General features: G+C 59.7%; 19 protein-coding genes and 2 pseudogenes. All 21 read right to left on the bottom strand.

What is annotated here, in order from left to right; all coding sequences use genetic code 11:
- Nucleotides 1-13: 13 nt before the first annotated feature.
- Nucleotides 14-988, bottom strand: a complete 975-nt coding sequence (locus WCA85_RS02195) for a helix-turn-helix domain-containing protein (protein ID WP_424061475.1) — start codon at nucleotides 986-988, stop codon at nucleotides 14-16.
- 222 nt (nucleotides 989-1,210) lie between these two features.
- A complete protein-coding gene (locus tag WCA85_RS02190) occupies nucleotides 1,211-2,479 on the bottom strand; it encodes a M20 family metallopeptidase (RefSeq protein WP_424061474.1) in 1,269 nt (422 codons plus the stop codon).
- A gap of 427 nt (nucleotides 2,480-2,906) precedes the next feature.
- Entirely contained in the window at nucleotides 2,907-4,040 is a 1,134-nt protein-coding gene (locus WCA85_RS02185) for a porin (protein WP_424061472.1), read from the bottom strand.
- 68 nt (nucleotides 4,041-4,108) lie between these two features.
- Complete coding sequence (locus tag WCA85_RS02180) at nucleotides 4,109-5,491, bottom strand: MFS transporter (protein ID WP_424061470.1); 1,383 nt, start codon at nucleotides 5,489-5,491, stop codon at nucleotides 4,109-4,111.
- Between the two features lie 334 nt (nucleotides 5,492-5,825).
- Nucleotides 5,826-7,283: a purine-cytosine permease family protein gene (locus WCA85_RS02175; RefSeq protein WP_424061468.1), complete on the bottom strand. Its 1,458-nt coding sequence runs from the start codon at nucleotides 7,281-7,283 to the stop codon at nucleotides 5,826-5,828.
- A gap of 25 nt (nucleotides 7,284-7,308) precedes the next feature.
- A complete protein-coding gene (locus tag WCA85_RS02170) occupies nucleotides 7,309-8,106 on the bottom strand; it encodes a creatininase (protein WP_424061466.1) in 798 nt (265 codons plus the stop codon).
- A gap of 146 nt (nucleotides 8,107-8,252) precedes the next feature.
- Entirely contained in the window at nucleotides 8,253-9,140 is an 888-nt protein-coding gene (gene purU / locus WCA85_RS02165; RefSeq protein WP_424061465.1) for a formyltetrahydrofolate deformylase, read from the bottom strand.
- Between the two features lie 19 nt (nucleotides 9,141-9,159).
- Nucleotides 9,160-9,624, bottom strand: coding sequence for a dihydroneopterin aldolase (locus WCA85_RS02160; protein ID WP_424061464.1), 465 nt, complete (start codon nucleotides 9,622-9,624; stop codon nucleotides 9,160-9,162).
- 10 nt (nucleotides 9,625-9,634) lie between these two features.
- Nucleotides 9,635-10,231: a sarcosine oxidase subunit gamma gene (locus WCA85_RS02155; RefSeq protein WP_424061462.1), complete on the bottom strand. Its 597-nt coding sequence runs from the start codon at nucleotides 10,229-10,231 to the stop codon at nucleotides 9,635-9,637.
- Nucleotides 10,221-13,217, bottom strand: coding sequence for a sarcosine oxidase subunit alpha family protein (locus WCA85_RS02150; RefSeq protein WP_424061461.1), 2,997 nt, complete (start codon nucleotides 13,215-13,217; stop codon nucleotides 10,221-10,223). Before WCA85_RS02150 ends, WCA85_RS02155 begins: the two co-directional genes overlap by 11 nt.
- Complete coding sequence (locus tag WCA85_RS02145; RefSeq protein WP_424061459.1) at nucleotides 13,214-13,495, bottom strand: sarcosine oxidase subunit delta; 282 nt, start codon at nucleotides 13,493-13,495, stop codon at nucleotides 13,214-13,216. Before WCA85_RS02145 ends, WCA85_RS02150 begins: the two co-directional genes overlap by 4 nt.
- Nucleotides 13,496-13,507: 12 nt before the next feature.
- On the bottom strand, nucleotides 13,508-14,752 hold the full coding sequence (locus tag WCA85_RS02140; RefSeq protein WP_424061458.1) for a sarcosine oxidase subunit beta family protein: 1,245 nt from the start codon (nucleotides 14,750-14,752) through the stop codon (nucleotides 13,508-13,510).
- A gap of 11 nt (nucleotides 14,753-14,763) precedes the next feature.
- Nucleotides 14,764-16,140, bottom strand: a complete 1,377-nt coding sequence (locus WCA85_RS02135; RefSeq protein ID WP_424061456.1) for an L-serine ammonia-lyase — start codon at nucleotides 16,138-16,140, stop codon at nucleotides 14,764-14,766.
- 10 nt (nucleotides 16,141-16,150) lie between these two features.
- Nucleotides 16,151-17,410: a serine hydroxymethyltransferase gene (gene glyA, locus WCA85_RS02130; RefSeq protein WP_424061455.1), complete on the bottom strand. Its 1,260-nt coding sequence runs from the start codon at nucleotides 17,408-17,410 to the stop codon at nucleotides 16,151-16,153.
- Between the two features lie 81 nt (nucleotides 17,411-17,491).
- Nucleotides 17,492-18,703 carry a M24 family metallopeptidase gene (locus tag WCA85_RS02125; protein WP_424061453.1) on the bottom strand — a complete coding sequence of 404 codons (1,212 nt, stop codon included), beginning with the start codon at nucleotides 18,701-18,703 and terminating at the stop codon, nucleotides 17,492-17,494.
- 214 nt (nucleotides 18,704-18,917) lie between these two features.
- Nucleotides 18,918-19,928: a GlxA family transcriptional regulator gene (locus tag WCA85_RS02120; protein ID WP_424061452.1), complete on the bottom strand. Its 1,011-nt coding sequence runs from the start codon at nucleotides 19,926-19,928 to the stop codon at nucleotides 18,918-18,920.
- Nucleotides 19,929-20,371: 443 nt separating this feature from the next.
- A complete protein-coding gene (locus WCA85_RS02115; protein ID WP_424061450.1) occupies nucleotides 20,372-22,285 on the bottom strand; it encodes an aconitase family protein in 1,914 nt (637 codons plus the stop codon).
- A 129-nt stretch (nucleotides 22,286-22,414) separates the two neighbouring features.
- Nucleotides 22,415-23,855, bottom strand: a pseudogene (locus WCA85_RS02110) (MFS transporter).
- A gap of 86 nt (nucleotides 23,856-23,941) precedes the next feature.
- Entirely contained in the window at nucleotides 23,942-25,018 is a 1,077-nt protein-coding gene (gene hppD, locus WCA85_RS02105; protein ID WP_424061449.1) for a 4-hydroxyphenylpyruvate dioxygenase, read from the bottom strand.
- Nucleotides 25,019-25,059: 41 nt separating this feature from the next.
- Nucleotides 25,060-26,211: a CaiB/BaiF CoA transferase family protein gene (locus WCA85_RS02100; RefSeq protein WP_424061447.1), complete on the bottom strand. Its 1,152-nt coding sequence runs from the start codon at nucleotides 26,209-26,211 to the stop codon at nucleotides 25,060-25,062.
- Between the two features lie 11 nt (nucleotides 26,212-26,222).
- A pseudogene (locus WCA85_RS02095) lies at nucleotides 26,223-26,457 on the bottom strand (hydroxymethylglutaryl-CoA lyase); the annotation flags it as partial.

Here is a 26,457-nt window from a genome sequence, read left to right as displayed (position 1 = left end):
ACGCCGCAGATGGCTATCGTTGCCCCTTCCCGTTCGACTGAGCCGATCGCAGTGCCGACCTCCGTCGCCCCTGTTCACGCGCGAAAGCCGCCGGGGTGCAACCGACATGGCGGTGAAATCGCCGGGTGAAATGGCTTTGGTCGACAAAGCCCACCGCCAGCGCGATTTCTGCGAGCGGCAGGTCGGTGTCGGTAATCAGCGATTGAGCCCGACGGATTCGACACTGCTCCACAAAGCTGATAGCAGTGCTACCGATACTGCGCTTGAACAGGCGGCTGAAATGAAACCGACTGACGTTCACTACCGATGCCAGGTCTTCGAGGCTGATCGTTCGATCAAGATTATCTTCGATAAATTCGGTCAATCGAGCAATTTCGAGCTTGCCGAGTGCACGTTCCTGCGAACACTCCAACGGCTCGAATGCGTTGTAGCTGCGCAGCATATGGGCTGTCAAAGCCGTCGATATCGCGTCGACGATTAGTACCTGGACCGGATGTGCTTTACGCTCCATTTCTACGAGCAGGGTCTGCGCGAGGCGCTCGATCACGGAGTCGCGCACTTGAAACACGTTGCGGATTTCAACGTGGCCTTTTCGCCGACCCAGTTGCTCCGCCGCTGAGGCGATCAGCGATGTCGGAATGCGCAGCCGCGCGGACAATCCCGAATCACCCTCCCACGTCGACTCACAGTCGGCAGGCATGATATAGGACACGCCGGCCGTAATGACGCTCGCATGAACGGCGCCGACTCGGCGCTGAACCAGTTTGGCGCTTCCTGATGGGCAATAACAAATCAGATGATGATCGAGACCCGGGTAGCTCTCGTCACAACCGAAGTAGGGACGATGAAGATCAACCGTCACCCCATTCCAGCCGCGTGCGCGAGTCGTCGCAATCGGCTGCTGCGGTCGTGCGGCAAGGATCTCGTCAATCGAGACCAGTTTTGGACGCAATGATCGGAGGACGTTCCCAGCCACGATGCTATCCACGGGCGATTGCCCAACCGTGCTGCCGTCTGGTTGTAGAAGATCTTTCGTGGCAAGTCCCCTGCGCTCCTCGCGGAGATCGTCCGTTGGCCCTGTGTGATGCGAAGCTGGTGACCATCCGTGCCCCCCCTGTAACTGCACCGAACTCCAGTTTCCCAGCGCGATCCTACGATTTTATTGTGTCACAAATAACAGATCTCAGACAACAATATCATCGCGTTGCATTCACACCGACGCGTCTCGCGGATCGAGCCACTCGCCCGCTGCGCAAAGCATGGCCTCCAGGCCTGTACGCAGCGTAGGGTCGAGAACCGGAGCAAACTTTGGCGAATGGTTGCTTGGAATTTCGTTGAGCTTTTTCTCCTTCACCGCCTTTCTGAACGTATCGGGATCGGTGCCGCCGACGAACCAGAACGCATAGGGTACGGCCCATTCCCGGCCAAAAACACTGAAGTCCTCACTCGCCGCTGCCGGGGCAGCTTCGTAGGCGCGCTCATCAAAGTGGGATTCGAATGCTTTGCGCACGCGTTCGCTCGTCTCGACGTCGTTGATCGTGAGTGGGTAGCTTGAAAGCGTCGTGAACTCTGGCTCGCGCGGTGCGTTGGAGGCCACGCATTCCGCGCAGCAGATGCGACGGACCGCGCCTAGCATGTACTCGCGTACGTCTTCGTCGAATGTGCGTATATTGAGCTTGAGCGTCGCATCGTCAGGGATGATGTTCTCTTTGGTTCCCGCTTGCAGCGCGCCAATCGTCAGTACGGCACTGTCGCGTGGCGAAATTTCGCGCGATACGATGGTCTGGAGACGAAGCGTTGTCGAAGCCGCCATGATGACGGGATCGATCGAGGTCTGCGGCTGCGAACCGTGCGAGCCGCGCCCGAACAGCTTCACTTTCAGACTGTCGCCCGCCGAAAGAATCGCGCCGCTTCGATGACCGACCGTGCCCGCCTCGCCAACCATGACGTGCTGGCCGAGGATCACATCAGGCTTGGGGAACCGGCGAGCCATACCGTCGTCAATCATGCTGCGGGCGCCACGCGCCACTTCCTCCCCTGGTTGAAAAACGGCCATCAGCGTCCCGCGCCATGCGTCCCGATGCGCAGCCATCAAGTGCGTCACACCCATGAGCCAGGTCACGTGCATGTCGTGGCCGCACGAATGCGCGACGCCCACGTCGACGCCCTCTTCGTCCTTCGACCTCACCGTGCTTGCATACGGAAGTCCGGTCGCTTCCACCATTGGCAGCGCATCCATGTCGGCGCGCAGCATCACGGTTGGGCCCTCGCCGTTGCGTAACATGGCCACGACTCCCGTGCCGCCGACGTTGCGAGTCACGTCGTATCCGAGCTTTTCCACATAGTCCGCGGCGATGCTTGCGGTGCGCACTTCCTGCATCGACAGTTCGGGATGCTGGTGCAGATCTTTATAGATCGCCTCGAGTTCGGGTAAAAGACTTTCGATGGTGTCCGTCGTCGTTTCCATCAATTTCATCATGATCGATCCCTTTGAGGCGTTCCGTTGCGGTGATTGATGTAACCTGATGCGCATGCGACCAAGCAAAAGACAGGATACTCGCGTCAGCGGCCCTTCCACCCTGACGTCCTCTTAAGACGCCTGATCGTGGTCCGCCGAGACCAGTTCGTCGCTCATGTTCTGCCGCTAGACGCCTATGCCGAGCTGACCGAGTTTTTGCGGCCCATCTTCCGGGTGAAGTAACACTGCGCGGGCCATCACGATACTGCCGACGAAACTCGATGACCCCAAGTTCCACCGCGGTCTGGCGACGGCAGTAGCGTGATTTCGACAAAGCTCAACCAGTCTGAACGGATCTCCTTCATATAACGTGAGTCCGGAGATCGTCCATTGCGTCCTGGCCAATGCAGATCACAGAGAAAACCAAACCCAGATCAACCCGCGGTTATTAGAAGTGCTGCATTAATGCCACTCGATAAACCATCTGATTGCGCGTCGACGAAAGATCCGCAGCACCGATGATGTGCGCCAGATCGAGATCGGTCCCCGTCTTCCCATTTGTATGCTGGTAGGCGCCTTGTACATACACAGAGGTCCGCTTGCTCAGGCTGTAGCTGAGCATGAGCGAAATCTGCTGCCAGTCGGGACTATCGCTGCCGGTCGTGTCCTTGAACTCGCCATGAGTCAACGTATAGGCGCCGACCATCCAAAGATCAGGGCGGAAGAAGTATTGTCCGTTGATTTCCACGTTATCGAACTTCCACGTCCTCCAGTCCTGCGAGCCGATGTCCGCGACATACGCGTTTGAGGTCGGATCGTATACATCGGTGTGCGAATAGGCGAGCGACACATTCGCCCCGTCTGAAAACGTCCATTTGACGCCCGCATCGAGATTTTGCTGCGACGATGCCACGAACACATCATCCGTGCCCACCGCACCGATCGAATTCGTACCTCCGTCGTTTTGCCTCATATAAGCAAGCGCGGCCGAGAACGGACCTGACGAATAGGCCAGGGCGGCGCTATAAGCACGATTCGACGCGAAGTTTGCCGCGTTGCTCAATGCGTATACCGCTTCCGCCTGGAAACCTCGGATCGCCGGCGTCACATATTTGATTGCGTTGTTCAGGCGATAGTCATAGTCGGCATTATCGTTATCAAACGGGTGTGCGGCGAAATCGCCGATCGTGTTGCCGGCAGCCGTGAATGGGCTCCACATGTCAATGGTAGCGTCGTATTGCCGTCCGAGCGACAGCGTGCCCGCGCTTTGAGATGCCAGCCCGACGAACGACTGTCGCCCGAACAGACGCCCGCCTTCATTAAAGGCGCCACTATTGATATTCACACCATTTTCGAGCGTGAATATTGCGTTGAGCCCATCGCCCAGGTCCTCCGTTCCCCTCAGACCGAAGCTGGTTTCGGCCGTATCGCCACTTACCATGGAAAAGGCGTGGTGGCCGTCAGCATTCGATGTGAAGTTCAAGCCATCGTCCAGCACGCCATACAGTGTCACGCTGCTTTGCGCGTGTCCTTGCTGCGCAAGGACCGCGAACGTCAACGCAGCCAAAGCCCGATTTTTCATTTTTTAATTCTCTTTATGATATGGATAACTAATTTATTTTTATACATCGATCAACGAAACATAGTTCATCAGTCGTCGGTCAGCGGGCTGCGCGAGGTCTCCTTGCTTGCGAGCATCGCTACAAGCGCCACGCCTGCCGCACCCACCAGATACCACGCAGGTGCCAGCTTGTTCCCTGTGGCGCCGATCAACCACGTGGCCACCAGAGGCGCGGTGCCGCCGAACAAAGCATTCGCTGCATTGAAGCAGAACGCAAACCCGGTATAGCGCACACGCGTCGGAAAAATCTCGGACAAAAAGCAAGGCAGGGTTCCATCGTTCATCGTCAGCAACGCACCGAAAGCGATCTGGATCATGACGATCGTGAGGAAGCTCGCGCCGACCAACCCCTTGAAAAACGGCACGGTGAGCAACGCGAACAGGATTGATGCGCCAATCAGCATCGTTTTACGGCCGACGCGGTCTGACAACGCTCCCATCAGGAAGATAAGCCCGATATAGGCGCCAAGCGAAATCGTCGCTGCAAGAAACGACTCGGTTTCACCCATGCCCATTTCCGTTGACAGATAGGTAGGCATATAGCTCAGCACCAGATAGAACGCGACCGCATTCAGGCATGTCACACCAAATGCAATCAACATCCTCCCGCGATGCTTGCCCAGCAGCTCTTTAACCGGCGCACGCGGAGCGTGGTGAGACGCTTCCAGCGCCTTGAATTTCGGGGTATCTTCAAGACGCACGCGAATGTAACGTCCGATCAAACCAAACGGCGCGGCAAGCAGGAATGGCAGCCGCCAGCCGAATGAATGAAGCTGGTCTGTGGTCAGGACAGCGTGGAGCACCGCGACGAAAACCGACCCGAACAGTAATCCCGCCGCAGTACTGGCTGGGACGATGCTGGTATAAACGCCCCGCTTGCCCTCCGGTGCGTATTCGGCGAGGAACGCAGATGCGCCGGCGTATTCTCCTGACGCGGAGAAGCCCTGGACAACGCGCACCACCAGCAGCAGCACCGGCGCCAGTACGCCGACTTGCGCATACGTGGGCAGAAATGCAATCACGAAGGTCGAACATGACATGATGAGAATCGACAGGGAAAGCGCGGTCCTTCGTCCGATCCTGTCACCGAAATGCCCCCAGACGATGCCACCGATCGGTCTGACGATAAACGAAATGGCGAAAACGCCATACGCGGCTAGCAGCCCGGTGGCTGAGTTCGTCTTTGGAAAGAAGACGATCGCAATGATCGTGGCCAGATAGCCGTACGAAGCGTAATCGAACCACTCGACGAAATTGCCGATAAAACTGGCCGTCGCCGCTCGTTTGAGCAAGCGCCGGTCTGCACGGACTCGCTCATGTGTTGCACCCGACGCCCCCAGGGAAGCCACGCCGCCCGGCGCGATCGCGCCGGCACCTGTTGCACTGCCTGAAACAGCCTTTCTGGAATTCATCTACGATCTCCAAACGTGAATCATGCGATTTTCAACCTGACAAGACGGCTCCTGCGATCAACTCAACCGGTTTCGTGCTTCCAGTTGTGCCAGCGCCGTTTGAGCAGATAGTAGAAGGTCGACCGCACGGAAGATTTTTGCTCGCGACGGAATACTTTCTGATTTCGACATCGCGGGTTTACACCGGCAACGCCAGTTCTCGCTTTTCATCCGTGCACTCATTCGCCAAAGTGCCAGAAAGACGGGCGAAAAAAAGCCCGCGTTTCTCAACGGCAATCGTATGCCGTCGAGGTTTAACGCGGGCTAGTCTGGAAGGTTCCGATTTTGCCGGTGTTCAGATCGCTACTTGGGCAGAGGTGTCAGCCGTGGTCCGGAAGTGTGGACTGCGGCGGGCAAGCACGTAGTAGGTCAAGCCGGCGGAGAGCAGCCCGAACTCGAAACTTAGATCGCCCCAGCCGAGGTAATCGTGCATCAAGGGACTGACAAACGTCGGCGAGTTCGAGAACACGAGCGATGCCACGATTCCGGCCATGAGTGCAACCACGCCCGGCCAGAATACCCCCGCGTCGTACCAGTATGCTCCACTGCCCCACTTCATCCACGCATCGGCCTGGTAGCGGCCGCGACGCATGAAGTAATCCACGACGACAATCGCGGCCCAGGGCGCGGTCCAGAACACCATGTAGTTCAGAAACACCTGATACATGTCGAAGAATTGCCCATAGAACACGGTGACCACTCGAAAACACAGCGTAAAGAGCGCAATGATGCTCAGCGACGTGATGCGGTTGATCGGAATGCGCAACGCAAGCAGCCCCAGACCCGCCGTGTAGCCATTTGGCACATTTGCCGCGATGCCGCCGAGAATGATCGAAAACAGCAGCGGTACGATGAACCACGTCGGCAGGAAGCGTCCCAGTTGGCTCACCGGATCGTCGCCGAGCAAGCCGCCTAACGCGGTTGCAAACAGCACGCCGATCACCTCGCAAAACATCAGCGCGACGAACTGGCCGCCACCCGCCGCGAGGACAATCTTTTTCCAGCTGGTTTCAGCCGGAAAATAGCGACTGTAATCAGACGCGAAGTTCGCCCAGCCGATGGGGTAGGAGAAGATGATGCCCATCGCGATGAGCCAGGTATTGAACGATCCGCCACCGTGGTTGATAGCCGACGCCATGGCGAAACTAGTATGCGGCAACACGAAAGCAGCCAGCCCCCCAAACAGCACCGCAAGCACCACGGCGATCCATTTCTCTGCGGCGATGATGGTGGCATGGCCGAAGATCGCGAGGAGAATCTCCGCGGCCAGAATGATCCCCAGCGAGATCCACACGACCGCATGACTCTGCAAGCCGCCCATCTTCAACAGACCTTCCAACGCCTGGGTTGCGACCACCGAGTTGATCGAAAACCAGCTAAGCGCGGACACCAGACTTACGGCCTTCGGCAAAAACGAACCGAGTTGGCCGAACGAACTGCGCGAGGTCATGATGCCGGATGTACCCGTGCGCGGCCCCATGATGGTCGTCAGACCCAGCACGAAACAGCCCAGCAGATTCCCCACCGTGATCGCCGCGAGCGCCTGCCAGAGGGACAATCCTTGCGAAAGCGCGAGTGCGCCCGTCACGACCACCACGTAGTTTGTATTGGCGCCGATCCACATCTTGAACAACTCGGCCGGCGTGCCATGGCGATCCTTGAGCGGGATCGGATCGATGGCATGTTGCTCGATACTCCAGGCCTTATCCGCAGCCACCTCAGTGTGCGAATCACGGCTATCGTAGCTTCCCATTGCATTCCCCTCGTCGATGGTTGGTTCAGACGCCTGAAGCTTTTTCGCGGGCGTCGTAGGCTTCGCCGAGTGCGTGCGAAATCCCCTCAACGCAAACGTCGAACAGCAACGCCCCCTTCTCCGCCGACGCATCCGCCGCCGAAGACAGACAACCAGATGGCGGCGTCCACTGCGGAACCGGCGGGAACAGGTCATACGGCTCGAACGTGGCGGCCGCATGGGTCGGCACGCATGACATGTCCACGAGATGCGGATGCAGATGCAGCATCAGCGAAGTCTCAAGTACCCCGCCGTGCTCGACCGCCCATCCGGGAAAGCCATCCGGATAAATGCGCGCGATGGTCGCCTCAGTGACAAAATCCCAGTACGACAACATCACGACCTGAAAATCGTGAATGCCTTCCCAACGCAATTCCCGAATCGCAAGATCGATCCCTTCTACCGCGAACATCGAGTTTTCGAAGTGCCCATTGATGAGGCAGATCTTGCGTGCGCCATGACGCGCGAATTCCTTGAGGATGTCCTTCACGGTCGACGACAGCGTGTGACCATCAAGGCTCGTCGTCCCGCATAGGTGGTTGCCACCACCGCTCTTCTGCTGCGACTTGTATCCATACGCAATGGCCGGCGCAACCAGCGCGCCAATCCGCTGTGCGACGCCTACGCCGATCGCACTCGGCAACAGCACGTCAGGGTTCATCGACATATGCGGGCCATGCTGCTCCAATGCGCCAATCGGAATCAGAATGGGTTGCTTTTGCTGCTGCACGCGGCGCGCATACTCGGGCCACGCCAACTCGCCTATCAACACGCTCTTTTGCATCAGACACGTCTCCTGGTTGTAATTCCGCATCGGTTATCCACCTGATGCCCCCGCTAGGTTGAGAGCATCGTATGGGCCTAAAATTACGGGAATGTTTTTATATGCGACAAAACTATTTCTATTTCCGACATTAAGCGCGGTGCCTGCTATTGCAGGACGACAGTGCGACTGCCGTTGATAAACACCCGTCTTTCGATATAGAACTTGACGGCGCGTGCGAGCGCGAGGCACTCCACGTCGCGTCCGGTGGCTAGCAATTGCTCCGGATGGCTCGCATGATTGACGCGTTCCACGACCTGCTCGATGATCGGGCCTTCGTCCAGATCATCGGTGACGAAATGCGCGGTGGCGCCGATCAGTTTTACACCGCGTGCATGCGCCTGATGATACGGCTTCGCTCCCTTGAAGCCCGGCAAGAACGAGTGGTGGATATTGATGGCGCGGCCCGCGAGACGTGCGCTCAATCCGGCTGAAAGCACCTGCATATATCGCGCGAGCACAACGAGTTCGGCGCCCGTGCGCTCGATCAGCGCCAGGATTTGCCCTTCCTGCTGCGGTTTGGTGTCAGCGGTGAGCGGCAAATGATGGAACGCGATACCGTTCGCGACCGCGAGCGGTTCGAGATCTGCATGATTTGACGCCACGCCGACAATCTCCATCTGTAGTTCATCCATCCGCCAGCGGAACAGCAGATCGGCCAGACAATGATCGAGCTTCGATACCAGGATCAACACTTTAGGTCTCGCCCGGGTGTCGTGAATCGCCCAGTTCATGTCGAACCGCGCGGCGACACCGGTGAATTCGTCGCGCAGCAACGCGACGTCCAGTTGATGTGGCGCCTCCCCATGAAAGACGCAACGGACAAAAAAGCGCGCCGTGGTGTCATCGTCAAACACGTCGAATTCGTCGATATAGCAACCACGCTCGTCGAGAAATTGCACCAGCGCCGCGACCTGGCCGCGAGCGCTCGGGCAACTGACCGTCAAGGCGAATTGTGGCGCCCGTCCAGCGTCCAGTAGATGAGTTCTGGTCATGTTGTGCCTTGAAATGAAATCAGGCTTGCAGCGTGTGCGAAATGCCGCGGCCGTCCACGCTATTGGACCAACGCAGATAGTCGAGGCGGGTCCAGCGCAAGCGCACGCCCACTCGTACTGCGGCCGGAACGGCGTGCGGTTTGAAGAGCGTCAGCTCGGCGCTGTCGAGCACAGCGAAGCGATCGAAAGCCTGGCTCAGCAGATCTGCCGCGAGCCGTTCCACGAGATCGGTGTGTGCCTGACTGTCGAGGTAAGCGCATAGCGTCCGACAGAACGCATCGTAATCGAGGCAAGCATCAATGTGATCCGGCAACGCTTCGGCCCGGCAATGCAGCACCGCGTCGAGCACAACTGGCTGCGGCACACGTTCGTGGCCGTGAATCCCAACTCGCGTCTGCGCTTGCAGCGAATCGATCACAACGTCCCACTCAAGCACGGGAATAGCCCGCATCATGTTCATCTGAACCTCGTCGGTGATTCGCATGTCGCGGTTATCAAATATACGAAGCAAGGTAAGGCTGTACGGCATCGAGCAGCATCAGGCAGCAATATTCTGCGAAGCTGCGCCGCACGATCAGCTGAAAGCGCTCGTCTCCGTCACGGCACAGCGTCACGCCGGCCTTGAAGAAATGCGACTGTGCGCATTGCCCATCGCCGAACACGCTCGGATGCAGATCGAGTGGACAGCCGCTTGCCAGCACATCGCGCACCGCGGAGCCGGCAATATCGATCACGGTGTAGCCGCTGCTCACGTCAACTACGGCGCAGCGCAGACCCTCGAGGCTCGCACGCAAGTGCCGCTCAAGGTCGGCGGCCATGTCCTGGGTGGACTGGATCAGCCACTCGTCCGGTCCCATCCATAGCGCCACGCGTTCGCCTGCGGCACTGCGTCCCCCAGATCGCTGTGGCAATGTCAGGCCAAGCGCACGCTGCACTGCGGATTCAAACGCGACGCCTGTACCGCGTAGAGTAACGAGCGTGACGAATGGCCGCTCGGTCAACTGGAAGCATCCCGCAAGGCTGCCGCATGCCTTCGCGATCTCCGCTTCGATATCGGCAAGCGGCGATTCCTGAACCAGATCATTCAACATGCTGACGCACTCCTTCCGGATCGTAGAAAACTGGACTGCAGACTTCCGCTTCGGCGCAATGCGTCGCGGACATCGACACGAACACGCGTTCACCGATTTTTCCGAGGCCGCCTTTGAGCACGGCAAGAGCAATCGAACGCTGCAAAATCGGGCTCTGATAGCTCGATGTCACGTGACCTAGCATCGGTGTAATGCCTTCGCTCGCAGGTGCCGCGACGATTTGCGCGCCCTCGGTCAAATGAATGCGTGGATCGATGGTCTTCAGGCCGACCAGTTGCTTGCGGTCTTCGCGCTGCGTGTCCGAGCGCGACAGCGAGCGTTTGCCGAGGCATTCCTTTTTGGCAACCATGCCACCCATACCGAGATCGAATGGCGTCACCGACCCATCTGTATCCTGGCCGACGATGATGTAGCCCTTCTCCGCACGCAGCACGTGCATCGATTCGGTGCCATACGGTGTAATGTCGAACTCGCGACCTGCGCTCATTAGCGCTTCCCAAACCGCGCGGCCGCGGTTGGCTGGCACGTTGACTTCGTAGGCAAGCTCGCCGGAAAAGCTGATGCGCATGACACGCGCCGCTGTCGCTGCCACCGTGCCGTTGCGATACGTCATGAATGGGAAAGCCGCGTTCGCGAAGTCGATGTCCTTGCATACTTTCTGGAGCACCTTGCGGCTGTTTGGACCGACAACGGCAAAGGTCGCCCAGTGATCCGTTACCGACGTCAGATGTACGTCGAGATCAGGCCACTCGGTCTGCAGCCAGCGCTCCATCCAGTTCAATACACGAGCTGCGCCTCCCGTCGTCGTGGTCATCAGGTAGTGCTGATCGGCGAGGCGGACGGTGACGCCGTCGTCGAAGACCATGCCGTTCTCGTCGAGCATCAGACCGTAACGGCACTTGCGGACTTCGAGCTTGCTCCATGGGTTCGTGTACAGCCAATTGAGCAAGGTCGCGGCGTCCGGCCCCTGAATGTCGATCTTGCCAAGCGTCGACGCGTCCAGCATGCCGACGCTGTTGCGCACCGCGAGACATTCGCGCGCTACTGCCGCATGCATGTCCTCGCCGTTTTGGGGGTAATACCACGGGCGTTTCCAGTTACCGACATCTTCGAAGGCCGCACCATGCGCTTCGTGCCACGCGTGTATACAGGTCTTGCGGATCGGATCGAGATAGTCGCCGAGCTCGCGGCCCGCCAAGGTTCCAAAGGTCACCGGCGTGTAGTTAGGCCGGAAGGTCGTCGTGCCCGTTTGCGGAATGCTCTTGCCCAATGCGCCCGCGAGAATCGCCATGCCGTTGATATTGCCGAGCTTGCCCTGATCGGTACCGAAACCCATCGCGGTATAGCGCTTGACGTGCTCGACCGAATGGTAGCCCTCACGTGCAGCCAGCAGAATATCCGCAGCCGACACGTCGTTCTGGAAATCAACAAAACGCTTCGGTCCACGCGATGCCTCGTCAGCATTCGCCACCAGCCACAACGGCAACAGGGCCTGTTCGTTCGACGCCTGCGCCTGCGCTCGCGGCGCAGTGGACGATTCCGAGCCTGCCATCTGTGCTACCCGGCGGCCCGCGAGCATGCCATCGTCGAGCGCTTCGGGTAACTGGAACGCGCCGCGCGCCGCGCCGATGCTGCACTCCTCCTGAACGCCCGCGCCCGGAATGAAGCACGCCTTGGCGTCATTCCAGAGCGCCTTACCTCCTGACTGCGCAAAGAGATGCAGCACCGGGTTCCAGCCACCCGACATACCGAGCAGGTCGCAGCCGAGGCTCGCCACGCGATTTCCCACGCGCCCTTTCTCATATCGGGCCACTGCCACACTACGCACACGCTCCTTGCCGTTCGCCTCGATCACGACCGCGTTGTTGACGACGACGATATTGTGGCGCGCGGCCAGTTGCGGCCAGGTGCCGGCGCTCGCGGGCCGCGGGTCCACCACGGTCACGTCTGCGCCATGGATCTTTAGATCGACTGCGGCGCGATAGCCTTCATCGTTATTGGTGAAAATCACCGCGCGTCGTCCCGGCAGCACGCCATAACGATGCACGTAAGTCGAGATCGCCGATGCGAGCATGATGCCTGGCAGATCGTTATTGCCGAACACAAGCGGCCGTTCGTGTGCACCCGTTGCGAGAATCACCTTCTTCGCGCGAATCTTCCACAAGCGCTCGCGCGTGCCGCGTCGTACCGACACGGGTTGATGATCGTGAAGCCGCTGGGTCACGGTGACGAGATTGTGGTCCTGGTAACCAAAGGCCGTGCTGCGCGTGAGAACTGTTACCTCTGGCATTGCGGCGAGTTCGGTTTCGATCGAGCTGACCCATTCGGCCGCCGGCCTGCCGTCGATCTTCTCGGCGCCCGAAAGCAGACTGCCACCGAGTTCAGGCTGATCGTCGACGAGAATCACCCGCGCACCGCTCGCACCGGCCGCGCGTGCGGCCGCGAGTCCGGCCGGCCCTGCACCAACGATCAACACGTCGCAATGCGCAAAGCGCTTGTCATAGCGGGCGACGTCCTTGACTTCCGGCGACTTGCCAAGTCCCGCTGCCTCACGAATGCGGGCCTCGTATTTCGGCCAGAAACTGCGTGGCCACATGAACGTCTTGTAGTAAAAGCCCGCCGGCATGAAGCGCGCAAACTTCTGGTTGATGGCCATGCGGTCGTGTTCGAGACTCGGTTCCGCGTTCACGCTGGTCGCATCCAGCCCCTGATACAGTTCGACCTCGGTCGCGCGCGCGTTCGGAATGGTGTGAGCGCCACGTTCCAGTTGCACCAGAGCGTTCGGCTCCTCAACACCCGCAGTCATGATGCCGCGCGGACGGTGATACTTGAAACTGCGTGCGACAAAATGGACATCGTTCGCGAGCAATGCAGACGCCAGGGTGTCGCCCTGATAGCCTTGATACGTGCGGCCGTTGAAGGTGAACGTCAGCGGGATTGCACGATTGATGCGTCCAGCCATTGGCAGACGGTTTTTCTGGGTCATGCTGATTCTCCTTCGCTCGCCAGGCGCGGCTTGCTGACCGGGCGAAACGCATAGGTCACGGTATCGCGCTCTGCGTTGAACCAGCGGCGGCAGCCCTGAGCGTGATTCCACTGCTCGCGGTGCAAGCCGCGCGTGTTACTGCGCATGAACAGGTAATCGCCCCACTCGCGATCGGTGAGCTTCTCAGTGTCGAGCGGCCGGACGATATCCGCCTCGCCACCATATGAGAATTCAGATTCGGCGCGCGGCCCGCACCATGGACATTCGATAAGTAACATGGAGGTCTCCGGTTAGTGCGCCACGGCCGCCGCGCCGTGTTCGTCGATCAGATGGCCGGTGTAGAAGCGGTCCAGCGAAAACGCTGCGTTCAGCGGATGCGGTGAGTCGTTGGCGATCGTGTGGGCAAACACCCAGCCCGAACCCGGCGTCGCCTTGAAACCGCCCGTGCCCCATCCGCAGTTGAAGTACAAACCCTTCACGTCGGTTTTGCTGATGATCGGACACGCATCCGGTGAGACGTCTACGATGCCGCCCCATTGGCGATTCATCCGTACGCGCGAGAACACCGGGAACATTTCGACGATCGCCTGCAAGGTGCCTTCGATAGTGTGAAAGCTGCCCCGTTGCCCATAGCCCGTGTATTGATCGACACCTGCGCCGATCACGAGATCGCCTTTGTCGGACTGGCTGATGTAGGCATGCACTGCGTTCGACATGATCACCGTGTTGATAATCGGCTTGATTGGCTCAGATACGAGCGCCTGCAACGGATGGCTCTCGAGCGGCAGCCGCAGGCCCGCCATATCGGCCAGCACGCTGGTATTCCCCGCCGCGACCACGGCAACTTTTTTAGCCCGAATGAACCCCTTTACCGTATCGACACCCATGACCACCCCACCCTCGCGGCGAATTCCCGTAACCTGGCAGTTCTGAACAATGTCTACGCCGTGCTGGTCTGCGCCGCGCGCGTAGCCCCATGCCACCGCATCGTGCCGTGCAACGCCCGCGCGCCGCTGAAACGAGGCCCCAAGCACCGGATATCGACTCTCGAGGTTGATGACCGGCACGATCTCCTGCACCTGGGCAGGCGTCAGGAATTCCGCATCGACACCGTTAAGCCGGTTCGCATTGACACGGCGTTCCGTATCGCGCACGTCCTGCAGCGTGTGGGCCAGATTCATCACACCGCGCTGGCTGAACATCACGTTGTAATTGAGGTCCTGCGAAAGCCCTTCCCACAATTTCAGCGCCTTCTCATACAACGCGGCGGACTCGTCCCACAGATAGTTCGAGCGCACGATCGTCGTGTTGCGCGCTGTATTGCCACCGCCGATCCAGCCTTTTTCCAGCACGGCGATATTGCGCACGCCATGCTCCTTCGCGAGGTAGTAAGCGGTCGCCAGTCCGTGCCCGCCTCCGCCGACGATCACCACGTCGTATTCTTTCCTGGGTTCGGGGCTCTTCCACGCCCGCTCCCAGTTCTCGTGATACGACAGCCCATTGCGCAGCAGGCTGAAAATCGAGTACCGGTTCATGCGTCTTCTCCTCAACACTCGATCACGTTGACCGCAAGGCCCCCGCGCGAGGTTTCCTTGTATTTCGTTTTCATATCGGCACCGGTTTCGAGCATCGTCTTGATGACCTTGTCGAGCGACACGTAGTGCTTGCCGTTGCCGCGCAACGCCATGCGGGCGGCGTTGACCGCCTTGACCGCGCCCATGGCGTTACGTTCGATGCACGGAATCTGCACGAGGCCGCCCACGGGGTCACAGGTCATCCCCAGGTTATGTTCCATGCCGATCTCAGCCGCGTTTTCGACCTGCTCCGGTGAGCCGCCCAATACGGCTGCGAGCGCGGCAGCAGCCATCGAACACGCCACGCCGACCTCCCCCTGACAGCCCACTTCGGCACCGGATATTGATGCATTTTCCTTGTAGAGCAGACCAATCGCGGACGCGGTCAGCAGGAACGTCATCACGCCGTCGTCGCTCGCGCCCGGCACGAACTTCACGTAGTACTGCAGAACGGCTGGAATGATGCCGGCTGCGCCATTGGTCGGCGCAGTGACGATGCGCCCGCCTGCGGCGTTTTCTTCGTTGACCGCCATCGCGTACAGATTGATCCAGTCGATCATCGACAGCGGATCGCGCAGGCTTTGCTCCGGTTGCGACTTCAACTGACCGTACAGTTCCGATGCGCGCCGCCGAACCTTGAGCGGACCGGGCAACGTTCCATCAATCGAGCAACCACGCGCGATCGCCGCGGCCATCACGTCACGAATGATCAGCAATTGCTCACGCACCATATGCGCCGGGCGCCATGTCGACTCGTTGGCGAGCATGATCTGCGCTATCGAGAGACCGCTCTCTCCACACACACGCAATAGATCCACACCGGATCTGAACGGATACGGCACCTCGCCTGCTCCCTGCGTGCCGTTTAGCCGCACACCCGCATCGTCGACAACAAATCCGCCGCCCACCGAGTAATACGCCTGCACGTCGACCACTTCCCCTTGAATGTCGAGTGCAGTGAAGCGCATGCCGTTTGGGTGATATGGCAGCACTTCGCGTCGCAGGAAGGCCAGATGCGCGCGTTCATCGAAGTCGATCCGGCGCACGCCTGCAAGCTCCAGCGATTTCGACGCGCGAATCTGAGCAAGGCGGCTGTCCACGTAATCCGGGTCGATGCTGTCTGGCAGGTTCCCCTCCAGGCCGAGCAGCACCGCCTTGTCTGTGCCGTGCCCTTTTCCCGTTGCCCCGAGCGAACCGAAAAGTTCCACGCGCATCGTGTGAACACGCTCGAGTTGGCCGGCTTCGCGCAGGCGAGAAGCGAAGCGGCAGGCCGCGATCATCGGGCCGACCGTATGCGAGCTTGAGGGGCCGATTCCGATTTTGAAGAGATCAAAAGTGCTGACGTTCATGGCATGCCCTTCAGAAGCCGATATACACGGGAAAGCGCGCGCACAACTGCGACACTTGTTCGCGCACACGGCTCTCGGTCTGCGCATCGCCGAGGTTGTCCAGCAAATCGCAGATCAGCGTTGCTGTCAGTGCTGCATCGGCCTCTCTGAACCCGCGCGTCGTGATCGCCGGCGTGCCGATGCGAATGCCGCTTGTCACGAAGGGCGACTGAGGATCGTTCGGCACCGTGTTCTTGTTGACCGTGATATGGGCGCGGCCCAGCGCGGCGTCCGCATCCTTGCCTGTCATCCCTTTCGCAATCAGGCTCACGAGGAACAGGTGATCGTCTGTTCCGCCCGATACCACCTCGTAGCCGCGTTCGACAAAAACAGCCACCATCGCGCGTGCATTGGCCAGCGTCGCCTGCTGGTAGGCCCTGAATTCCGGGCCCGACGCCTCCTTGAAAGCCACCGCTTTAGCCGCAATCACGTGCATGAGCGGGCCGCCCTGAGTGCCGGGAAACACCATGGAACTCAGCTTCTTCTCGATCGTTTCGTTGGCTCTGGCGAGAATGAGACCGCCCCGCGGACCGCGCAGCGTTTTGTGCGTCGTCGTGGTAACAATGTCCGCGAACGGAAGTGGATTCGGATAGAGGCCAGCCGCAACGAGCCCCGCGACGTGCGCCATATCAACGAACAGGTACGCACCCACGCGATCCGCGATCTGACGAAAGCGCTCGAAATCCAGAACACGTGAATAGGCGGAGAATCCCGCGACGATCATTTTCGGCTGATGTTCGACAGCCAGACGTTCGATCTCGTCGTAATCGATCAGGCCGGTTTGCGGATTCACACCGTATTGCACCGCGTTGTAGAGCTTGCCCGAGAAGGACACCTTCGCGCCGTGCGTAAGATGGCCGCCATGCGCGAGGCTCATGCCGAGAATCGTGTCGCCCGGTGCGAGCAACGCAAGATACACCGCAGCGTTGGCCTGTGAACCGCTGTGAGGTTGTACGTTCGCGTAGGCGGCCCCAAAAAGCTGTTTCGCCCGCTCAATGGCTAGCGACTCCACTACGTCCACGTGCTCGCAGCCGCCGTAATACCGCTTACCCGGATACCCTTCTGCGTATTTGTTCGTGAGGACTGAGCCTTGTGCTTCAAGTACGCGTGGACTCGTGTAATTTTCCGAGGCGATCAGTTCGATATGCGCTTCCTGACGCTGGCGTTCAAGACGCATGGCGTCGGACAACTCCGGGTCGAACCCCGCGATGGTCTGTTCTTTTGAAAACATCGAGACGTCTCCTGCAACATCATGTTTACGCCTGCGGCCAAGGCCGCAGGATCAGATCACAATTGAGTCCTTCAGGCCGTATCAAGCCTTGATGATGTTGTGCTCCGGACCGTACGGGAATCCCGTGATATTGGTGGCATCCTTTTCACCCACCACCAGGATGTCGTGCTCGCGGTAGCCGCCCGCACCGGGCAAGCCTTGCGGCAGCATGATCATCGGCTCCATCGAAACGACCATGTTCGGCTCGAGAATCGTGTCGATGTCTTCACGCAGTTCGAGGCCAGCTTCGCGGCCGTAGTAATGCGAGAGCACGCCAAACGAGTGGCCATAGCCGAACGTTCGGTACTGCAGCAAGTCGTACTCCGCGTAAATCTTGTTCAGCTCGTGGGCGATGTCGCTGCAGCGCGCACCCGGCTTGATCAGTTTCAGTCCCGCTTCGTGCACTTCGACGTTGACCTTCCACAAACGAAGGTGCGCATCGGAACAGTGATCGAAGAACATGGTGCGCTCAAGTGCGGTGTAGTAGCCCGCAATCATCGAGAAGCAGTTCAGACTCAGGATGTCGCCCTTTTGAACTTTGCGTGTGGTGACGGGATTGTGGGCGCCGTCCGTGTTAATTCCAGACTGGAACCAGGTCCACGTGTCCATCAGTTCGGAATCGGGGAAGCGTTTGGCGATTTCGCGCACCATGGCCTGGGTCGAAGCCAGCGCCACCTCATGTTCAGGTACGCCTTCATGCACGGCGGCCGCAAGGGCCGCGCCGCCCACGTCACACACGTTCGCGCCATGCTTGATGACTTCGATTTCCTCGCCGGACTTGACCATGCGCAGACGCATGGTCTGGGCGCCGATATCTACGAACTCCACCGACGGCAGCGCCGCTTTGAGCTTGGCGAGCACATCGACCGGCACATGATCGAACTCGATGCCCACACGTCCCTTGTTTTCGATTTCCTGCTGAACGCCACGGAAGAAGTTGTCGCGCTGCCAGTCGGTATAGACCACGTTGTAGTCGCCCACTGTGCGGCGCCACGGTTGCCCGCCGTCGATGTTGGCCGAAATGGAGACCACTTTCTTAGTCGTTACGACAAGCCCGTACTTGCGGCCGAACGAGCAATACAGGAAGTCCGCGTAGTAGTTGATGTTGTGATACGACGTGAACAGCACGGCATCGATATTTTCATTCGCCATCAATGCACGCAGCCTGCTTTGGCGACCTGCGTATTCCGCATCCGAGAAGGTGTGCTTCACCTTTTCGCCGTTCTCGATCCGAATCAGATTTTCCAGTTTCATGCGCTCGCTCCTTGGTGAAAAAGGCCAGTAGGTGTGAGCGAATGGTAGGGTTTTGGTAATTTGGAAAGTTTCTAAACGCGACACGAGACTTCGCGATTTCGTCATCGCGGGTTTACCACGGGGACCGGTTTACTGTCCGGTTGGCACGCCGAATAACCACCCTGGGGCTAGCGATTGCCCACGGGATCAGTGTGAAACGAGGCGCCGCGGCCTGTCACAGTGCGTTCTGGTAACGCCGACGGTCCGCGATGGGCGAGACCTGGAACTGTGCCTTGTAACGGGTAGCGAAGTGCGTCAACGAGGCGAAGCCTGTTCGTGAACACACCTCTTCGAGCGGCTTGCCGGTGCGGTAAAGGAGTTGCCGGGCGCGTAGCAGGCGAATCTCCAGATAGGCCTGAGCCGGCGTCTTGCCGAGACGTTCGTTGAACCAGCGCTCGAGTTGCCGTTGCGACACGCCTAAGTACGTGGCGACTTCCGCAAGCGAGAGCGGTTCCTCGACATTGCTCTCCATGATCTGCAGCGCCTCGTCGAGCTTCACGTGTTCTGCGCCCATGTATTGTCGCAGCGACGTACGTTGCCGTTGGTCGTGACTGCGCCTTTCGGCCACAAGCAATTCGAGCACGCGCGCAGCGAGTGACCGGCTGCCGGGCGGCATGCCGAGCAGATGCACCATCAGGTCGAGTGGAGCGACTCCGCCGCTGCAGGTATAGCGGTCCCGATCCACTTCATAGAGGCGGTTGGAGACGATGAGCTTCGGGAATTGGCCCAGCAGTACATCCTGATCTTCCCAGTGAATCGTGCACCTGTAGCCGTTCAGCAAACCAGCGCGGGCGAGGAAGTAGCTGCCAGTGTCGAGTCCCCCCAACGCCGTGCCGCTTCGTGCATGCAGGCGTAGCCAGTCGAGCACTGCACCGATTCCCTTGCGTGGGATCGGGTTGGGGCCGACAACGAATACCGCATCGAATGAATCCGGTTCGGTGATTGTCGCATCGGGCAATACCTTGATGCCATCGCTCGACTGGGCGTACTGCCCACCCGTGCCGATCAGGCGATAGTCGTAGACTCTGCGCCCTACGACCATGTTAGCGATTCGCAAGGGGTCAACCGCCGCGCCGAGCGCAATCAAGGAGAAATTGTCGAGCAGCAGAAACCCATACTTTCTGACACCAAGGTCATGGAGTCCACTCGGTTTCGATTCTTCAGACGCGATCGTGCTGTTTGACATGGGTTCGAATCCGGACTAGACGAAACGTTGAAAATGGCTTCAAGACCTGATCGCCATCATAACGTTGGTGCGGACACGAATCGCAATCTGGTACACCTGAAGAAAATCGTTGACGATTCGGCCGTGGTGACAAAAGGCCGCTCCGACGGGATTGAGCACCGGGTCCGTTATCCAGATAGCTTCCGAGATCGACAAGTTTCAACCACAAATCTTCCATTGTCGTAGACGGTCGTCAACCGGAGGTCCGACTTCGTCCAAGCCGAGCATCTCAAGATCGGGGCGGATTCAACCGGTCGATGCAACACTTCCACTGCTCACGCAGATTCTCGTGTGTTGCATCGACCGGTTGAATCCGCCCACGTTCATCGGCCATTGTGGCAGGCGAAACCGTAAAGTCCCCTTGCGCCCGGCCGACGGCATCCTTGAATCTCTTGACCTCCCAGTTAATGGCCGTTTATTGATGCGCGCAATCGCTCGAAGCTCACGATTCTGCCCGCAACAGCGCTTGCGGCGACGGTAGAAGGGCTAGCGAGCCACACTCTGCCGGGGCCGGAACGGCCGGGGAAGTTGCGATTGATAGCGCTGACCGTCACCTGGTCAGGACGTTCCGAAACCCCGGGACCTGCGTTGACACATGCACCGCACCCCGGTTCGATGAGTTCGACTCCTGCACGCGCGAAGACCTCCAGCATCCCTACACGCACGCAGTAGTCGCGCACGTCCTGACTTCCGAACTGCAGAAAGAAGCGAGTCGACTCGGCCACCTTCAGGCCGTGTCTCACAGCCCACTCCAACACTTCGTAGCAGCGCTGCAGATCCTCGCGTTTGCCGCCCGTGCAGGAGCCGCCATAAGCGATGTCCACCTGTAGTGAGTCTTGAAGTTCGGACAAGGCAACACCTTGACCGGGATCACCCGGGCGCGCGAGCATCGGCTCCAGCTGCGAGCAGTTGACTTCGATTGAATGCGCCACTACAGCATCGTCGTCGCTGTGCATCCAGGGCTCGATTTCAAAATCTATGCCCCGGCGCTCGCGCAGGAAGCGCTGCGTTTCCTCGTCCGGAGCGATGATGCCGCTGAAGCCACCGATTTCCGCGACCATGTTCGTCAGCGTCGCCCGCTCGTCGGTCGATAATGACGCGAGGGCTTCTCCGCGGTATTCGAATATCTGTCCAATTGCACTGCCCTCACGAACATAGGGCAAACGGAGCAGGTGCAGCATGACGTCTTTTGCTTCCACTCCAGTGGGCAGCCTTCCATTGAGGTTTATCCGGCACGTCTCGGGTACTTTCACGCGTACGTCGCCAGTGAGCCACGCGTTGGCCATTTCCGTGGCGCCGATCCCGAACGCGAGTGCGCCCAGTGCGCCGCAATGAGGGGTATGAGAATCCGTGCCGACGACGAGCTGCGCCGGTTTTACGTACCGCTCAGCCATGATTGAATGACTGATTCCTTCCGAGCCTTCCCGGTCGATTAATAGCCCATGATGGCGCAGCCCGTATTGTTCACAGAACCGCTGCTGGACCTGCCCCATTGCTTGCGCCACGTCGAGCAGCCCAAGCGCACGACGCTCGGCTGGCATGCTGCGGTGAATGAATGTCAAATGGTCGGAAAAGCACACTATGCTGTCAGGGTCATGCAGTCCAATTTTGTCGCCGCACTCCCGGCGCAGGAAGCTGATAGACATCGGAGATACGTACTCGTGCGCGTAGCGCCAGTCGGTTTTCGCGAACACACTCTGACCAGGCATGACGCCCACGCAGCCGGCCGCTCGACTGATGATTTTTTCGGCGTAGGTCATGGGCCGTGACCCGAGTGGTTGTGCTGAAGGCCGCCATCCAGCCCGTCTCGCCTCCGTCAGCCGGAAAAGTCCGCCCCTGCGAATCAACTCGACCGTAAGCGCATCTTCTCCACGGGTGAATTCCTCCACCGGAATGTCCTCGCCTCGACGGATCCGCGCAATCAGGCCAAAGTCCGTCGAAGTGAAGATGCCCAGGTTATGGCAATTCTGCCGGTAGATTCGCTCGAAGCTCTGGGCGATCACTAACCGAATACCTGCACACCACTCCGCAAAGGGACTGGCTTCGCGCGACGATCCCTTTCCGTAGCGGCGGCCCGCCACGGTGACCGCGAAGCCGCCCGCCTTCACGCTACCTTGTTTGACTGGACGCGTGCCCATGCAGTCGAGGCCAAGGTAAAGATACTCGCCCAGTTTCTCATCGTAGTAGTAGCAGATGTAGGCGGGGGTGATTTCATCGGTGGAGATGTCCGTGCGCAAGGACCCCGCATCTTCGAGTGTGACGTCTTCGCCGAGTAACTGGCGCTCGATCACGCGCGCGCTTCGCGACAGAAACAACACGCGACCATCAAAGCGCACGGTCTTCGACGGATCGGCCCGCCGGGAAGGTGATTGGAACATGTCTGTCTCCGATATTTGAAACTGCGGCTAACGCGCGGCAGAAGATTGGAACTGGAACGGTCGCGGAACTTATTGATTCAGTTCCTCAAGTCGAACACCATTGGTCCTGGGTCCAAAAACGCCAATCGCTATAGCAACCACCAGCATGCAACCGGTGATGCCGGCAAAGACGCCCGCGACGCCGAAGTCCCGTAGCAGGAATGCAATGAAGAACCCCGAAAACATCGCACCGATGCGGCTGATCGAAAAAACGAGGCCGCTTGCACGGCAACGCACCGCTGTTGGGAAGAGTTCCGCCTGGTATGCGTGGAAGGCGACGGAAATCGTCTGCCCGGCCAGGCTGATCAGGACGCCCATCACGATCAGCGGCGCGACTTCCTTCATTTGTCCAAAGGCCAACCCGCAAGCGGCCACTGCGAGCGCACCGCCGACAATCAGCCATTTGCGCTGGATCTTGTCGGCGTACAGCATCGCGATGCATCGGGCCCGCTGGCATCGCAAAGGCGATAATGAACGAATACAGCAGACTCTTCGTCACGGTGATGCCCTGCCCGATCAGCAGCGTCGGAACCCAGTTCACGAACCCGTAATAGCCGATTGCCTGACAGAAGTTGAAGACGATCAGCATGATGAGGCGCGAGCGGTACGGCGGCTGCAGCAGTTCCGAGAACGGCGCGCGGCGATGCGCCCGCTGCTCAATCACCGCGAGCGGCGGCGGCAGAGGCTTGCCGCTTTGACGCGCGACGATCTTCTCCATCTTCGCCACGATCCGCTCGCCCTTCTCGACGTGGCCGTGCGTCGCGAGCCAGCGCGGGCTTTCCGGCACCTTGCGGCGGACGAACCACACGAGCACCGCGCCCAGCGATCCCGCGAGCACCACGATTCGCCATCCGTCGATGCCCAACAGCGTTGTCGGCACGAGCCAGTACGAGAGGATAGCGGCGACCGGGGCAGCGGCAAACATCACCATCTGGTTGAACGCCATCGCACGGCCGCGCATGTGCTGCGGCACGAGTTCGGTAACGTAGCTGTCGATTGTGATGATCTCGATGCCCACGCCGATGCCCGTGATGAAGCGCCACAGCATCACGCCTTCCGGCGTCGTCTGGAAAGCCATGATCGCCGAGCAGACCGAGTACCACAGCGGCGAAAACGTGAAGACCGTGCGGCGCCCGTAGCGGTCCGGCATCCAGCCGAAACCGAAGGTGCCGACGAAGAGGCCGGCGAACGTCGCTGCGATGAAGGCCGCTATTCCGTTGAAGCCGAAGAACGAATGCGTGGTGGTCTGCAGGAGACCGGTCTTCGCCATACCCGGCGCGATGTAGCCGGTGAAGATCAGGTCGTAGACTTCGAAGAACCCGCCGAGCGAGATGAGGAACACTAGCATCCAAAGATGCCGCGTGATCGGCAAGCGGTCCATGCGCGCGGAGACTTCCGCGCCCGGATTGATGCCGACGTGGACGTTCGGCGCGGCGAGCGGGGGGCTGCCCGCGGTGACGGTTTGCTGCATGTCTTTGTCTCCTGTTCTTTACATCGGCGGCGCTTCTTATGATTGAACGCCTGCCGGCATGAAAGTGATGATCCGCGTATCGAAACCTATTCCTGCCCGACGACACCCCGTCGAATCTGATCGCGTTCGATCGACTGGAAGAGCGCCTTGAAGTTGCCTTCGCCGAAGCCGTCATCGCCCTTTCGCTGAATGAATTCAAAGAACACGGGGCCGAGCAACGTATCGGAGAAAATCTGCAACAAGAGCCGGGGGTTGCCGCCGCTTGTATTGCCGTCGAGCAGGATGCCACGCGTGCGCAACTCGGAGACCGGCTGTCCATGACCCGGCAAACGCTCTTCGAGCATCTCGTAGTACGTCTCGCTCGGCGCGGTCATTAGCGGGACGCCAGCCATCGCGAGCTTGTCGATGGTCGCGAGCAGATCGTCGGAGAGCAAGGCCACGTGCTGGATGCCCTCTCCATTGAATTTCATCAGGAACTGCTCGATCTGCCCCGCGCCCTTTGACGATTCCTCATTAAGCGGAATGCGGATCTTGCCGTCTGGCGCGGTCATCGCTTTCGAGGTGAGGCCCGTGTACTCGCCCGAGATGTCGAAGTAGCGAATCTCGCGGAAGTTGAAAAGCTTCTCGTAATAGCCGGCCCAGAACGCCATGCGTCCGCGATAGACGTTGTGCGTCAGGTGATCGACGAGCTTCAGTCCGTAGCCCTCCGGTCGCCGGTCCACGCCTTCGACAAACCTGAAGTCGATGTCGTAGATCGCCTCACCGTCTTCGAAGCGGTCGATCAGATAAAGCGGTGCGCCGCCGATGCCCTTGATCGCGGGCAGGCGCAACTCCATCGGGCCGGTGGGCATGTCGAGCGGCTGCGCGCCGAGTTCGAGGGCGCGTGCGTAGGCAGCGTGTGCATCCTTCACGCGAAACGCGAGGCCGCACGCAGACGGTCCGTGCTCCGCCGCGAAGTAAGCGGCCGGGCTTTTCGGCTCGCGATTCACGATGAAGTTTATGCCGCCCTGCCGATATAGCACGACGTCCTTCGATCGATGATGCGCGACGGGCGTGAAGCCGAGTTTCTCGAATACCGGCTCAAGCGTATCGGGCGTGGGCGAGGCGAATTCGACGAATTCGAATCCCATCAGGCCCATCGGGTTGTCGAAGAGATCTGCCATCTGATTTGCTCCGTGATTCGATGCGCTGTCGGCGGAAAGACTCATGCGACCGCCCGACTCTTCAGGCGCGCCAGCACTTCCTGCGTATGCTCGCCGACTCGCGCCAGCGCCTGGCGCACGCCAGGGCGCCGGCCGCCCATCGTTAGCGGCAGGAGCACGACTTCGGTCATGCTGCCGTCGTCGGTTTCCATCGGCACGAGGCCGCCGCTCGCCTTCAGATGCGGATCGTCGAGCAGTTGTTCGGGCCGCACGATCGGCGCGTAGGGAATCCCCGCCGCTTCGAGTTTCGGCGATAGCTCTTCGATGCGATGCTCCTTCAGGATCGCACCCAGCACTTCGAGCAGTTCGGGGCGGATCGCGACGCGCAGCGCGTTCGTCTCGAAGCGCGGCTCGGCCGGCAGGTCCGGGCGTTCCAGCACGTCGCACAGGGTGATGAACTGCTTGTCGCTGACGGCGCCGATGAATAGCTGTTCGCCATCATCGAGCGTGAAGACGTCGTAGACGCTCCATGCCGACACGCGCGAGGGCATCGGCGGCGGCGCTTCGCGCGTCATCGCGTATTGCTGCATGTGCTGCCCCGAGAGGAACACGCAGTTTTCGAAGAGGGCGCTCTGCACTTCCTGGCCGCGTCCGGTGTGTTCGCGTTCTCGCAGCGCGGCAAGCACGCCGATCGCGCCGAACATGCCACCCATGATGTCGTTGACCGACGTTCCAGCGCGCAGCGGCCGGCCGACCGGACCAGTCATGTACGAAAGACCACCCATCATCTGCACGACTTCATCCAGCGCGAGGCGCTTTTCGTACGGCCCGGGCAGGAAGCCCTTGTGTGACACGTAGATCAACCCGGGATAGCGCTTCGAGAGCGTGTCGTAATCGAGGCCGAGCTTCGTCATCAGGCCCGGGCGGAAGTTTTCGAGCATCGCATCGCAGGTGCCGATCAGCTCGATTGCGGCTTGCTTGCCCTCGGGCGTATTGATGTCGAGCACGACGCTCTTCTTGTTGCGGTTGAATGAGCGGAAAAAGCCGATTCCGAGGCCCGGCAGCTTGCGTGTCTTGTCGCCGCCGGGCGGCTCGATCTTGATCACTTCGGCGCCGAGGTCGGCGAGGATCATGCCGCACGTCGGGCCCATGACCATGTGCGTAAATTCGATGACGCGCACGCCGTCGAGGGGAAGTTTTGCGGGGGTATTCATGATGTTGGACCTCAGGCGTCGAGCGCGGCCGGTGCAGCGAATGTTTTGGGGAGACCCGCGAGCCACAGCGCGCCGTGCAGCGATTCGCCTTCGAGCCAGGCCGCGACTTTCGCGCGCAACGTCAGCAACGCGGGAATGTCGATACCGGTTTCGATGCCCATGTCGGCGAGCATGAACGCAAGGTCTTCGCTCGACGCGTTGCCGCTCGCGCCCGGTGCATGCGGACAGCCGCCGATGCCCGCGAGC

Origin of the sequence: Paraburkholderia sp. (genome assembly GCF_049581445.1) — a bacterium.
In the GTDB taxonomy this organism is placed as follows: Bacteria; Pseudomonadota; Gammaproteobacteria; order Burkholderiales; family Burkholderiaceae; genus Paraburkholderia.
This window is presented reverse-complemented; position numbering and strand designations above follow the sequence as displayed.